Genomic DNA, 12,416 nt, shown 5'->3' with positions numbered 1-12,416 from the left:
ATTTATGCTAGTTTGAGATGTGGAAATCACGCCGAGTCTTTTTTTATTTACTTTCTGAAATGGTACCGACCTTTATTCTTGGCGTATTGGTATTTATTTCGATCTTGTTGATGTTTCAAGCCCTACGTCTGACCGAATTCGTTCTGGTACACGGGATTAAATTCTCTTTTATTTTAGACATCATGGGTTATATGAGCATTTCATTCTTACCCATGATTTTACCGATGTCGCTATTGTTTGCCGTGCTGATGACCTACAACCGACTATCGATGGATTCAGAAATCATCGCCCTAAAAGGCGCGGGCTACCACGGATCTACCATGCTAACTCCGGCCATCGCCCTTGCCTTGGTTGTAAGCCTGATTTCGGCACAGACCGCGTTTTACATAGCCCCATGGGGTAACCGCCAATTTGAATTACTGATTACCCACTTAGGTAACACCAAAGCTGCAGCCAGTATTAAAGAAGGCACGTTCTCTGAAGGATTCTTTGACATGGTGGTTTACGCCAACAAAGTTAATTCAGAAGAAGGACTTCTTCAGGATTTATTTATCTACGATGATAAAAATCCAAAATCACCGCTGACGATCATCGCGCCGCAAGGACATATCATTCCTGATTTGGATAACCCGGGCCACAGTGTACTTTTGCGTTTATTTAATGGCCAGATTCACCGCCGCGGCCAAGCGCACACGGTGGTTAACTTTGAATCCTACGATGTATTGTTAAATGACCCGGTTAAGTTTGAAGAACGTAAAAAATCGCCGCCTTCACTAAACTATAACGAGCTTAAGGCGCGCATCCAAGACCCAGAGATCAAGCCAAATGATAAAGTGGGCTTTGCTGTTGAGTTTCACAAACGCTTCGCCTTAGCCGCTGCCTGCTTGATTTTCGGGTTAGTCGGCGTGGGCTTTGGCGTTGTTAACGAACGCCGCTCTGGCAAGTCTTCCGGCTTCGTTGTATCGGTTGGCTTTATTGTCGGTTACTTCGTGTTATACATTGCCTTTGAAGGGCTATCGCGCAGCCAGAAACTTCCACCGTTTCTCGGTCCATGGATTGCGAACGGCATTTTTGCGGTTGTGGCTATCCGTCAGATCAAAAAGAAATTATCGTAACTTCCTTTTATTTTTTTGTTTTTTTTATAATTTTATCGTGGATTTTATTGTCCGAATTTCTAGTGAGAAATCTTAAGAAGAAAAAACGAGACGATGCAGTAGCATCCTTACTACCAGGGTCATCCGTGACCACATCGCCCCTCCCTTACTCTTATTCTAGATGTATCTTTTCTTTTTTCTCAATAGGTTTTTTTAGATAATTTCATTTTTCTTACAAAAAAAGACCTTAGTCACAGGCATCACTAGACCTAGTGTTGGCGGTCAAGCATTTTCACTAGATACGGCCTGTATCTAGTGTTAAACCTCGACCAGACCAAGATTCAGCCTCCCAAAAGTTAAGCAAATCCTTGTTTGTAAGCACATAAAAGCAACCTTCGCGCAGCAATTGTAAATTACCGGAAAACTCCGGCATCTCCGGATGGGCAGGTAAAGTCACCATTAAGCGGCCATTTTGAAGCGCATGATGTACGGTCAAATAGCTTCCGCTTTTTCTTTCGGCCTGCGCAATCATTGTGATGTTTGCTAAATTGGTAATAAGCCTGTTGCGAAAAAAGAAAAAATGTTTACGCACATCCTGCTGACACTCGAATTCAGAAAGAAAACAACCACCTGCTTCCAACAAGTACCTGCGCATCGTGGTTAAGTTTGCCGGATACAGCTGATCGATGCCACACGGGAGAACCACAATTGTCGGCCGTAGCGCTTTAATCGCCGCCCAGTGCGCACATTGATCCACACCCATTGCTCCACCACTGGCAATGGCCACACGCGGCCTAGCTTCTAAAAACGCCGGTATTTCACGATTGATCCACGCCTGCGTGATCGGATGAATCTTTCGCGCACCGACGATAGCCAGCACCTCATGACTCATCCACACGGGTTCGCCCAGGTACTCCAGAAACAGCGGCGGCTCTAACATCTGTAAAAAACTGACCGGATAAAACGCATGCCCGGGATAGGTGTATTTAATTCCCCTATCAACGAGCGATCGTAGGTATTTTTCGGCCGACAGGAGCTCTTCAGCGGTCAATCTAGCTGCAACTGTAGGAGTGATTTCAGTCAGGGCTTCCGGATTACGGAACCCCAGGGATCTTTGTAAGGCTTTAAATAAAATAGCTGTCTTCATGGCTTGAAGCTGTACAAGCTGCAAGCCAGATTCTATTCGGGAATAATTACGCGGTCGCCGACTTGTACGACGTCATCATTTTTCATGACATAACCAATGGCCATAGTGCCGGTGCGTTTTAAGATGCGGATCTCACCGACTACACCGCCGGCAGAGGCCGAATAAACTTTCAGATCAGCACCTTCTAAGGCTGGCAACTGACTCATATTTAAAATCACATACTGGTGAGCATAATAATACTGCTGGGCATTGACCTCAACACCCTCAATAATCTGAGAACGCGTATTCGGAATCAGCTCACTCGGTGGTTTTACATTTTGCAGTTCTTCTGCATTTACCAATAACACATCCGTATTGACCGGGTTAATACACTGAGAAATCCGCAGCGACTCATCACTACTTACCGTCGCATCGCCGATAATGCGGTAAATATACGTACGTTTTAAACGACCGAAGTTAAAGCTTTCAGGAATCAACATACTGTACCTGCCCGGAGCCGCATTTTTGCCAATCTTTACTACCGCCGGCACATACTGATTATCTTTACACACCAGTGAGTTTGCGTCTTTTTCCAAAACCTTGTATTCAGTTACGATTTTTGTCGAAGTTAAAATATAAGGATTAATCGGATCGGCATCGACAATTTCCGGACGCGGCGTAATTAAAATCTGCGCTGTCGTCTCTTGCTTAGCCGCGGCAGCACCTTTATACGGCGGAAAGCTCGGCGGAATATTCTGCACACCAATCTTACCTTTGCCGGCCTGAACCATTTTGTTAAACTCTGTGTCTTGCTTAAGAGTCATATCCCGCGGGCGCGGCTCATCCGGATCAACCAAGGTCACTGTGGCCGGTTGTCCTACAGATAAAGACGGGGCCGCCCCGGCTTCGCCAGGGTAGAAAAAAATCTGTGTGCCCGGTGCGATATTATGTGGATTGGTAATTCCGCTATTATTTAAGGCCCAAATTTTTGGCCAGAACTGCGGATCACCGAATAGAGTACGGCTGATGGTAAACAGCGTATCACCTTTTTGCACCACATAGACATTGGCCGCTTTACTCGAAGCGGCCCCCCAGACATCATCTGCTGTCGGGTTAATATTATACTTATTGTAAATATCGTTAAATCGCTGCTCTAAAGCCATATCCGGCTCATCCGGCGAACGGTTTGACAAATCTACCGGTGCTGCTTTTTTCACGCGCTTACGGGCAATCTTTTTCTTTGGTTTTGCCGGCGTCTCTCCAGAAGCCGCAGCCCCGTCTGTTTTCTTAGGCTTTGGCTTTGGCTTTTGTTTAAGGATTGATTTAATATCGTCTAACGCCGGTTCATCATCTTCTTTCAAAGATTCTTTTTTAAGCGGCAAAGGATCTAACGAATCCGGATCCGGAACAAAAGAGCTGCTCTCTTTATTTAACTCAATATCATACTTAGGACGACTGGCAGGTTTATCCAGTTCGTCTGCGGACGGCGGTGTACTCGGGGCTGTAGGATCTTCCTGAGTTTTTCCCGGAAGTGAAAGTAATGTGATTGCCGCCGCCGTAACTATGATGCTCTTTCTAAAGCGACAAATCATTATTTCTTAGCCTTTTCCAGATTATACTTTGATTGTTCTAACAGACCCATTTCTTTATAGAGTTCAGCTTTATCTAAATAAGCTTGGCGAACTTCTTTTTTGGCCTTCGGAAATTTCACGATCAGAGTGTTGTATCTTTTAAGTGCAGTTACATAATCACGTTTCCACTTAGCATCACGGGCCAATTCTAAAATGCGTGAAGGTGCAGCTTTTGCTGACATTCCTTTTTTTCCTGTTAATTCTTCGTAAAGACTTTTTTCAGCTAAGGCAGGATTTGCTGCAGGCTGTTTTACTGTTGGTTGGTTTTTAACCAGCTTCGAACTAACAGCTGGGTTTGATTTTTTAGCAGAAGTGTTCGTCGCCTTTGGCGGTCTGCTCATAGTCTGACAACCAAAAAGTGAAAAAATAAGTAAAGTGATAAGAAGTGAAAATCTCATATCGCCCCCTGATATAATTAAACTCAACTCTTTAAGCTAATTCAATGAAAGTTATCCGACTTATCCACATAAAATGTTATTAACTCATGTTTCTAGACTTTAGACCCGTTGATTATCAGCGTTTTCAGCGAATTGCTCATATTTCAATCTCGCTTAAGTATATGAAATTTATTATGAATATTAAAAACAGTAAAAAATCTTAAAAGTTTTTTAAGAAATCTTAAATTTCTGCGCTTTGCAATTGCATAGAACGCATGAACTTCGTCTATATTTTGATCTACCTATCGCTAATTTCACACACCCTCCGGATTTCGGTTGTTGATTTTTTGATCGGATTTTTTTCTAACGCACATGTAAGTTGTCTTAAGTCAGCTCCAGAAAATGTAAGATCCGTTGAATCCTTACACGCATTGGTGTGCGGAAAAAATTTTTCCGATCTTGAACAATCAAGTTTACTGATCGCTTCTGGATTGATTCATCTTTTTGTGGTTTCAGGTTCACACTTAAAAATTCTGCACAAAATATTTTTTTATTTATTATGTAACAAGTATTTTCCTTTAACAAAATTTTTACAGTTGACGGTTTTTTCACTGCTGTTTTTCTATTGTGCAATTTGCAAATTTAACCCGCCGGTGGTGCGAAGTTTTTTAGCGCTCGTTGTTTTGGCAACACTAGAAAAAATTAAAATCAACTGGAAATCCGAATCCGTCATTTTAGTTTCGGGTTTACTTTGTCTAACGTTAGCCCCGAAGTGGATCAACTCTCTTTCGCTGCAAATGAGCTGGATCGCAGCCCTCACACTTTCGGTGATCGCATTTTTCTTTGCTAAAAGTTCTGAATTATTTAAGAACTCTGTTTTTTATCTGAATTTTCTCACGACTTTTAATTTTATCGGCATTCCGCAGCCGCTTTCGATTGGTATTTCAACCCTGTTAAGTAAATTTTTAGAATACGTTCTTTTTCCACTGGCCCTGGCTGTTTACCTGTTTCCCTTTTTAGGAGGTGTTTTTGATCTGCTGATTACGGCTTTAAACACCCTGCTAAAACAGCTGGAGCTCACCGTTATCTTTCGCCCTTTTGAAAACGAAAAGCTGGTCTTTTTCAATTGGCTATTGATCTTAAGCCTACATCTGTTCTTAAACCGGTGCGAAAAATGGAGCGTAAAAACTGCCTATGCCTAAATGGATATTTTTATTTCTTACTTTACACCCCGCCCTGTGCACCATGCGACCGGTTCAGGTTGCGGCAGTTTTCTGGAATGTGGGCCAAGGGCAATGGATAACCGTAGTTAGCGCAGACACCTGCCGCCATTACGACTTCGGCGGCGAAATCAGTTACTGGCAGAAGCATAAAAATCTACTGCTTAAACTGTGCCGGGATAAACAGAACATCCTGCATTTGTCGCACGCTGATCTGGATCATTATGCCTACTACCCGTTTCTGCTTAAAAGCCTGAAGAATATCTGCTGGCATGAAATAGACCACGCCGCTATTCCGGCAAAACGCAAACCACGAAAGATCCCGCTCTGCCTTGAACAAAACCCTTACGGCGTAACTTCACGGCAGCATCTTCGCCTGTATAATCCCACGAATTTTCGCAGTAAAAATGACAGCTCGAAGGTTTATGCCTTTAAAAACCTGCTCCTGCCCGGAGATTCTCCCAAAAAACATGAAAAAATCTGGGCGCCAAAACTGAAAGATCCGAAATCTTTCACGCTGCTTCAGCTCGGACATCACGGTAGCCGCAGCAGCAGCAGTGATTTACTTTTTAAAAATTTATCACAGATTAAGATGGCGATCGCCCAGGCCCGCAAAAAACGATTTAACCACCCACACCCCGAAACGGCACAACGACTGAAGAAATACCGGATCCCCCTGCTTACAACCGAAGACTGGGGCAACACTGCGGTTATCCTCGAATAAGACAAATAAAAAAAGCCTGCGTTTTTAGGCGCAGGCTTTTTTATTTAATGTTTATTTTGGTTTTTAGATTTTGTACGGACGGTATTCCATACCTAGGTCTTTTGCTACCGGCTCGTAACATACGTACCCGCCGTAAACATTTAAACCTTTCATTAATGGTTTAGATTTAGCAACGGCATCTTCAACACCCATAGCAGCGATCATTGAACCGTATTTTAATGTTACGTTAGTCAACGCGTAAGTCGAGGTACGAGGTACTACGCCAGGCATATTAGGTACGCAGTAATGGATTACACCATCAACTTCGTAAGTAGGATTTGTGTGTGAAGTTGGTCTGCAAGTTTCGATACAACCGCCTTGGTCAACCGCAACGTCGACAACAACTGATCCTTTTTTCATTCCTGAAACCATGTCTTTAGAAACTAAAGTTGGCGCTTTGTGACCTGTAATAAGAACACCACCGATAACTAAGTCTGACTCAAGAACTGATTCTTCAATGTTTTTTGCATTTGAGAATAAAGTTTGCGCACGACCTTGGAAGATATCATCTAAGTACTCTAAACGAGCCGTTGATACGTCTAAGATAGTGACCTGAGCGCCAAGACCTACAGCCATTTTAGCAGCGTTAGTACCTACAACACCGCCACCGATGATTGTTACTTTACCTGGTTTAACACCAGTAACGCCACCAAGTAAGATACCTTTACCCGCATGATCTTTTTGAAGGTAGAAAGCACCGATTTGCGTTGCCATACGGCCTGCAACTTCAGACATCGGCGTTAATAACGGTAACGAACCGTTTTCTAACTGGATAGTTTCATAGGCGATCGCTTTAACTTTACGCTCAGCTAAAACTTTTGTAAGTTTCGGTTCAGCCGCTAAGTGTAAGTACGTGTACATGATTTGGTTTTCACGCATTAATTCGTATTCTTCCGGAAGTGGTTCTTTCACTTTCATGATCATGTCAGCTTTAGCGTAAACTTCTTTTTTCGTGTCGATGATTTTTGCGCCGGCTTTTTCGTACTGCTCGTTTGAAATACCGCTGCCAAGACCTGCGTCTTTTTCAACGATCACTGTGTGACCTTCTTTAGTTAACTGTTTTGCACCCGCTTCAGTCATACCTACGCGGTTTTCGCTGATTTTGATTTCCTTAGGAACTCCGATAATCATGTTCTTCTCCTGCGCGCTTGCAATCGCGACTTGTTTGGGGACCCAGGGCCCGCCATTAAAAATTTGAGAGGCCCTAAACTAGCAGCGCCCCCCTAAAAGAGCAAACGATCTCATTTATAGCGGTCTTGTGCTATGGAATAAATGCATAGTTTTGATGCAAATATAAAGAGACTTACGTCAGCCTTACACCGTAATCGGCTTCTATTCGATTCTGCAGATCCCGGTAATTCACCGGTTTAGTAAAATATCCCCTGGCCCCCAGGTTAAATGACTTTTGAATACTGGCCTCGTCGTCGTAGGCACTCATCATAAAAACATCAATGGATGGAAACTTTCGTTTTACTTGAGAAAGTAAATCAAAACCCGAAACTTCGGGCATATTAATATCTGTAAACAAAACCTCAAACCCTGGATGTCGTTCGGTGTGTTCAAAATAATCTAAACAGTCATGCGCGTTTTCAAAAAAGTGAAACCGAATATCTCCATTCTGAATTTGTTTACGCATTTTCATGGCATAAAGCACTCCCACACTTGATTCGTCGTCTACGATCACAATATCAAGAGGTGGCAGTACCGGATTCATGGATTGGCCTCGGCTGGTAAAAAGACTCCCGGAAATTCAATGATCACTTCGGCGTACTCATTTTCTTTACTTAATACATCAAGACTACCCCGGTTTTTCTCAACCATCTGTTTTGCGACCCACAGACCAAGCCCTGTTCCTTCTCCGGGGGGCTTGGTCGTGTAAAACTCGTCACAAATATGCAACAGATGGCTTTGCGGAATACCGACTCCATTATCGCGAATACGGATTTGGCAGCGGCCGCGCTCAACATGCAAATCGACTTTTAATTCAGGAATAAAATTTTCGTCGCTGCGCTGCAATTTTTCACTTAAGGCGTAAATCGCATTATCTATAACGTTAATAAACACTCTTTCAACACCCGGTGAATCAATTAACCCCACTTCAACCTGCGGATCGATGTGAATACTTTTTCGAAGCTTTGATTTAAGATTGATATCGTTGTGTGAACGCAAAAACACATCTAATGCATGACTTAACATGACCGAAACATCTGTGCGCTCGGGCACCATGTTTTCTTCTTGGCGAGCCTGTTTAAGCATACTGGTTATTATATCGTTGGCTCGAACTCCGTACTGATAAATCATCGCCAAAGCCCGGGCGCGTGATTCAGAATCCACCTCCGTGCTCATCAACAACTCAGAGGCGTTAATGATAATATTCAGCGGATTTTTCAACTCGTGCGCAATACCCAAAGTAATGCGTCCGATCGTCGCCAATTTCTCTTGCGAAATTAACTGCATCGTATACTCTTGCACTAAGTTTTCTAAACCCTCGTTAGTTCGTTTTAACGTATCTTCGATTTCCAGCCTTCGGTACTCGGCACCGATACGGGCCGCAAAAAATTCAACAACGGCGGTCATTAAGTCTAAATCTTTAAACGGCCGATCGTCCATAACGACCAACAATCCTATAAGCTCTCCGCCCGGCTGAAAAAAGGGAGCCCCCATGTAAGACTGCGCATTCATATCTTTTAACATTTTATCGCCGGGAAACTGAGTCTGAACATCGGCACCGTAACAGGTAACGCGTGTCCCGCATAAAACATCAGTGCACGGAGTGCCCTCAAGTTCATAAACAACGTTATCAATGAATTTTCCGTCCGAATAAAGATAATCGGTCTGAACACTTTTTTCTTGCGGCTTTACGGCGTGCCCAACCATGACGTATTTGACATCGAGAGCCTTCGCTAAACGATGAATCAACTCGCGGATATATTCTTTGCCTAAAAGAAGTTGATCGACATTGTAAATACCGCGTATGACTTCCAATACGTTTCTGCTGGTGCCCATAAACGACCTCCGCAAAATATCCTAGCTGTGACACTCAGTTGTAATCTATAGTTTTTTGTACAGTTCCTCATCAAAGCCAAAGCATAACACCTTGCTGCCTGACTCTAATATCGGCCGCTTGATTGCCGAGCTGTTTTTTAACAATAAGTTGATTTGCTCACTGCGACTTGCAGTCTCGAATTCGGCTTTGATCTTACGAAATGTGGGGCCTTTTGTATTTACCGGTAAATCGCCAAAAACTTTTTCCCAGCGTTTAATATCATCAGCCGTGGGCGGTGATTTTTTAAAATCGATAAAATCATAATCAATTTTCTTTTTCTCTAATGCCTGGCGGGCTTTTTTAACTGTGTCACAATTCGGGATTCCGTACATTTTAAATTTCATATTTTATATCCTTAACCAAACATTTTCGGTTTTACTTTAGAAACCGCGTTACCTGAAATGGACGCTGAGATTTTCTTTTTCGGAGCTGTTTTTTTACTCCATTGAAACTTTTTAAAATCCACAGTTCCGGCATCAGAAAACTGAATACCTTCTTTTTCTAACAATCTTTTCTGGGTTTTATACTCTTTGGTAAACTTATGAAACGAGATCTTCCCTTGCGAATTAATCACTCGCTGCCACGGAAGTTTATGTTTTTTCGCACAGGCGTGCAAAATCCACGCTACTCCGCGCGAGCCACCGGCATTACCAGAAATTTTCGCAATCTGCCCGTAAGTAGCCACTTTGCCATGCGGGATTTTTTTAACCATCTTAAGCACAGCTTTGGTAAATGGCGTATTCTCGTTTACTTTTTTAAAAGCCATGCCGGTAAGTCTAATATGAATGTTCATCAATTTTCAAGAAGTGCTCGCTCGCTTTTAGTTTCACCTTTCAGCGGCGTAAGCCGGATGTTTACCGTCGTCTCGGAGCGTCGAACTTCAGTCACGATACGATAACTTTGTGTGCGCGAAAACCTTAACCCGAAATTACAAAATCCCATCAACGATTTATAGCCATAACGTACATAAAACCTCTGCTCATCAATTTCTTTCAGCAACTCGATGAGTTTTTTTTCAAGTTGATGAATTTTATCCGATTTTTCCGCGGCAACGTTTAAAGTATCGCGAACAGTCTTTGCATTTTGATGATATAGCCTGTGTTTCATGTCTTACAGCAAAGCAACATGACGACCGGCTTAGATAAAAACTATTTGCAAGATCAGATATTAATAATTCGACAGTCGGATTTTTTACTGCACCCTGACGACGGTAAACATCCTGCTCAGCTCAATGAAAATACACTACGCATGTTAAAGCCAAGAGCAGATTTTTTCTAATTAATGCTCCACTGCGAGAATTTTTTCATCTCATGAGAAACATCGGCACCTAACTCCACAAAACGGTAGCTCTGTGGCTGCGACACGATCTTGCGCACTAATTTGTTCATAATGTCGTGACCGGCTTTGTGCAGAATTAAATGGCCCATTAATGGCATTTCTAAAGTGACCAGATCACCTAAGGCATCTAATACTTTGTGGCGCACGAATTCATCTTTATAACGTAAACCATCCGGATTAATCACTTTGCTGTCATCTAAGACGATACAGTTATCAAGTGATCCGCCCTTGGCAAGCCCCGAGGCCTTTAACTGCTCGACATCTTTCAAAAAACCAAAAGTTCTGGCCGGTGCAATTTCACGGGCAAAAGACTGCTCGGTGATTTCCATATCAATAGTTTCTTTGCCGATCACCGGGTGCGGAAAATCAATCGTCACCGCCACACGTAAGCCGTGGTATGGGAGCACGTAAGCATGCTTATCACCTTCTGAGTAACTGATCGGTTCAGTGATATAGCAGTATTTACGGGGCTCATCTAACTCGATTAACTCCGCATTCATTAGCGCCTGGGTAAAATAAATCGAACTTCCGTCACAGATCGGAATCTCGGGTCCGTCAAGTTCGATATAAATATTATCAATTCTTAAAGCCGAAAGAGAAGATACACAGTGCTCAATTGTCGCCACTTTAAAAATATCGCCGCCCACAACCGTTTGGTAACTGACCGCCTGAACATTTGTGGCAGAAACTTTTAAAAACGGCTTGTTCGGAAGATCGGCACGGATAAAATAAACGCCGGTGTTAGCCGGAGCCGGTTTAAATCGTAAGGTGCAGATTTCACCGGAGTGAATACCAACACCTTTTACTTCGACCGTTTTACGAATTGTCTTTTGAAAAAACATCTAAATCCTTTGCAAATTGGGTCAAGGTTCTTCCGCGCGGAGTTTTTTGAATCAAGCCTTCCTGAATTAAAAATGGCTCGTAAACTTCTTCTAAAGTTTCGCGGTCTTCACCTAAAGCTGCGGCCATGGTTTCAATACCCACCGGGCCGCCTTCATATTTTTCAGCCATTAATTTTAATATACGGCGGTCCATATCGTCCAGTCCGTGCTTATCTACACCTAATTGATCAAGTGCATACAAAGCAATTTTTTGTGTAACCGTGCCATCGCCTTTAACCTGCGCGTAATCACGAACACGTTTAAGAAGGCGGTTCGCCACCCGTGGCGTGCCACGGGCGCGGCGGGCGATTTCTTCGGCACCATTGGGCTCCATCTGCAAATCGAGTAAGCCCGCTGAACGCATAAGAATTTGCTTAAGTGCATTTTTATCATAGAACTGCAGGCGCTCTTGAATCCCAAAACGGTCGCGAAACGGGTTATCTAATAACCCTGCGCGCGTCGTAGCGCCAATCAGCGTGAACGGCGCCAATTGAAATTTCATCGACATCGCTCCCAGGCCTTCGCCGGTGACAATATCAATGTAATAATCTTCCATCGCCGTATATAAGTACTCTTCAATTGACGTGTGCAGGCGGTGGATCTCGTCAATAAATAAAATCGAAAATGGCTTAAGCGAGGTTAAGATCGCTGCCAAATCACCTTTTTTATCAATGGCCGGTGCTGAAGTGATTTTAATTTCAACATTTAGTTCGTGCGCGATAATCTGCGCAAGCGTTGTTTTACCTAAACCCGGGGGGCCAAATAACAACGTGTGATCTAAAGGCTCTTGGCGGTTTTTTGCAGCCTGCAAAAAGACTTTAATTTTTTCTTTAACATCATCTTGGCCTGGAAACTCTTCAAACTTTTGTGGGCGAAGTTTATTTTCCCATTTTGTTTCTTGTTCAAATTGGCCAGATTCAATAATTCTTGTCATGAGCTC

General features: G+C 43.1%; 14 protein-coding genes. 3 read left to right on the top strand and 11 right to left on the bottom strand.

The window, feature by feature from the left end; translation table 11 throughout:
* Window positions 1-17: 17 nt before the first annotated feature.
* Window positions 18-1,115 carry an LPS export ABC transporter permease LptF gene (gene lptF / locus AC04MM_RS10390; protein WP_475380286.1) on the top strand — a complete coding sequence of 366 codons (1,098 nt, stop codon included), beginning with the start codon at window positions 18-20 and terminating at the stop codon, window positions 1,113-1,115.
* A gap of 274 nt (window positions 1,116-1,389) precedes the next feature.
* Here lptF and AC04MM_RS10385 read toward each other — a convergent pair whose 3' ends face one another.
* From AC04MM_RS10385 to AC04MM_RS10375, 3 genes are read right to left on the bottom strand one after another with little or no spacing between them, the layout of a single operon-like run.
* Window positions 1,390-2,241 (bottom strand): DNA-processing protein DprA, encoded by an 852-nt coding sequence (locus AC04MM_RS10385; protein ID WP_475380285.1) that lies wholly within the window; start codon window positions 2,239-2,241, stop codon window positions 1,390-1,392.
* Window positions 2,242-2,273: 32 nt separating this feature from the next.
* Window positions 2,274-3,812, bottom strand: coding sequence for a LysM peptidoglycan-binding domain-containing protein (locus AC04MM_RS10380; RefSeq protein ID WP_475380284.1), 1,539 nt, complete (start codon window positions 3,810-3,812; stop codon window positions 2,274-2,276).
* Window positions 3,812-4,249, bottom strand: a complete 438-nt coding sequence (locus AC04MM_RS10375) for a hypothetical protein (protein ID WP_475380283.1) — start codon at window positions 4,247-4,249, stop codon at window positions 3,812-3,814. The genes AC04MM_RS10380 and AC04MM_RS10375 overlap by 1 nt, the downstream gene beginning before the upstream one ends.
* 254 nt (window positions 4,250-4,503) lie before the next feature.
* Between AC04MM_RS10375 and AC04MM_RS10370 the strand changes: the two genes are divergently transcribed.
* Window positions 4,504-5,430, top strand: coding sequence for a ComEC/Rec2 family competence protein (locus AC04MM_RS10370; protein WP_475380282.1), 927 nt, complete (start codon window positions 4,504-4,506; stop codon window positions 5,428-5,430).
* Window positions 5,423-6,172, top strand: a complete 750-nt coding sequence (locus AC04MM_RS10365; RefSeq protein ID WP_475380281.1) for a ComEC/Rec2 family competence protein — start codon at window positions 5,423-5,425, stop codon at window positions 6,170-6,172. Before AC04MM_RS10370 ends, AC04MM_RS10365 begins: the two co-directional genes overlap by 8 nt.
* A 63-nt stretch (window positions 6,173-6,235) precedes the next feature.
* On the opposite strand, the gene ald is transcribed toward AC04MM_RS10365, so the two are convergent.
* The 8 genes from ald to ruvB form a co-directional block, all read right to left on the bottom strand.
* Window positions 6,236-7,342, bottom strand: coding sequence for an alanine dehydrogenase (gene ald, locus AC04MM_RS10360; RefSeq protein ID WP_475380280.1), 1,107 nt, complete (start codon window positions 7,340-7,342; stop codon window positions 6,236-6,238).
* Between the two features lie 172 nt (window positions 7,343-7,514).
* Entirely contained in the window at window positions 7,515-7,925 is a 411-nt protein-coding gene (locus tag AC04MM_RS10355) for a response regulator (protein ID WP_475380279.1), read from the bottom strand.
* Window positions 7,922-9,217, bottom strand: a complete 1,296-nt coding sequence (locus AC04MM_RS10350) for an ATP-binding protein (RefSeq protein WP_475380278.1) — start codon at window positions 9,215-9,217, stop codon at window positions 7,922-7,924. Before AC04MM_RS10350 ends, AC04MM_RS10355 begins: the two co-directional genes overlap by 4 nt.
* A gap of 45 nt (window positions 9,218-9,262) precedes the next feature.
* Window positions 9,263-9,601, bottom strand: coding sequence for an arsenate reductase family protein (locus AC04MM_RS10345; RefSeq protein ID WP_475380277.1), 339 nt, complete (start codon window positions 9,599-9,601; stop codon window positions 9,263-9,265).
* A gap of 11 nt (window positions 9,602-9,612) precedes the next feature.
* A complete protein-coding gene (locus tag AC04MM_RS10340) occupies window positions 9,613-10,050 on the bottom strand; it encodes an MGMT family protein (protein ID WP_475380276.1) in 438 nt (145 codons plus the stop codon).
* Window positions 10,050-10,364, bottom strand: coding sequence for a hypothetical protein (locus tag AC04MM_RS10335; protein WP_475380275.1), 315 nt, complete (start codon window positions 10,362-10,364; stop codon window positions 10,050-10,052). The genes AC04MM_RS10340 and AC04MM_RS10335 overlap by 1 nt, the downstream gene beginning before the upstream one ends.
* A gap of 167 nt (window positions 10,365-10,531) precedes the next feature.
* The gene (lpxC, locus tag AC04MM_RS10330) at window positions 10,532-11,437 is read right to left on the bottom strand and encodes a UDP-3-O-acyl-N-acetylglucosamine deacetylase (RefSeq protein WP_475380274.1); all 906 of its coding nucleotides are present in this window, start codon (window positions 11,435-11,437) and stop codon (window positions 10,532-10,534) included.
* A complete protein-coding gene (ruvB, locus tag AC04MM_RS10325; protein ID WP_475380273.1) occupies window positions 11,412-12,410 on the bottom strand; it encodes a Holliday junction branch migration DNA helicase RuvB in 999 nt (332 codons plus the stop codon). Before ruvB ends, lpxC begins: the two co-directional genes overlap by 26 nt.
* Between the last annotated feature and the right edge of the window lie 6 nt (window positions 12,411-12,416).

This window comes from Bdellovibrio sp. SBM16 (assembly GCF_056175625.1).
Note: the sequence above shows the minus strand (reverse complement) of the source record. Positions and strands in the feature narration are given on the sequence as shown.

Excerpts from the sequence above, each read along its gene's own strand:
- AC04MM_RS10385 (WP_475380285.1), bottom strand. The coding sequence starts at position 2,241 with ATGAAGACAGCTATTTTATTTAAAGCCTTACAAAGATCCCTGGGGTTC.
- lpxC (WP_475380274.1), bottom strand. The coding sequence starts at position 11,437 with ATGTTTTTTCAAAAGACAATTCGTAAAACGGTCGAAGTAAAAGGTGTT.
- AC04MM_RS10340 (WP_475380276.1), bottom strand. The coding sequence starts at position 10,050 with ATGAACATTCATATTAGACTTACCGGCATGGCTTTTAAAAAAGTAAAC.
- AC04MM_RS10345 (WP_475380277.1), bottom strand. The coding sequence starts at position 9,601 with ATGAAATTTAAAATGTACGGAATCCCGAATTGTGACACAGTTAAAAAA.
- AC04MM_RS10355 (WP_475380279.1), bottom strand. The coding sequence starts at position 7,925 with ATGAATCCGGTACTGCCACCTCTTGATATTGTGATCGTAGACGACGAA.
- AC04MM_RS10335 (WP_475380275.1), bottom strand. The coding sequence starts at position 10,364 with ATGAAACACAGGCTATATCATCAAAATGCAAAGACTGTTCGCGATACT.
- ruvB (WP_475380273.1), bottom strand. The coding sequence starts at position 12,410 with ATGACAAGAATTATTGAATCTGGCCAATTTGAACAAGAAACAAAATGG.
- ald (WP_475380280.1), bottom strand. The coding sequence starts at position 7,342 with ATGATTATCGGAGTTCCTAAGGAAATCAAAATCAGCGAAAACCGCGTA.
- AC04MM_RS10350 (WP_475380278.1), bottom strand. The coding sequence starts at position 9,217 with ATGGGCACCAGCAGAAACGTATTGGAAGTCATACGCGGTATTTACAAT.
- lptF (WP_475380286.1), top strand. The coding sequence starts at position 18 with ATGTGGAAATCACGCCGAGTCTTTTTTTATTTACTTTCTGAAATGGTA.
- AC04MM_RS10375 (WP_475380283.1), bottom strand. The coding sequence starts at position 4,249 with ATGAGATTTTCACTTCTTATCACTTTACTTATTTTTTCACTTTTTGGT.
- AC04MM_RS10370 (WP_475380282.1), top strand. The coding sequence starts at position 4,504 with ATGAACTTCGTCTATATTTTGATCTACCTATCGCTAATTTCACACACC.
- AC04MM_RS10365 (WP_475380281.1), top strand. The coding sequence starts at position 5,423 with ATGCCTAAATGGATATTTTTATTTCTTACTTTACACCCCGCCCTGTGC.
- AC04MM_RS10380 (WP_475380284.1), bottom strand. The coding sequence starts at position 3,812 with ATGATTTGTCGCTTTAGAAAGAGCATCATAGTTACGGCGGCGGCAATC.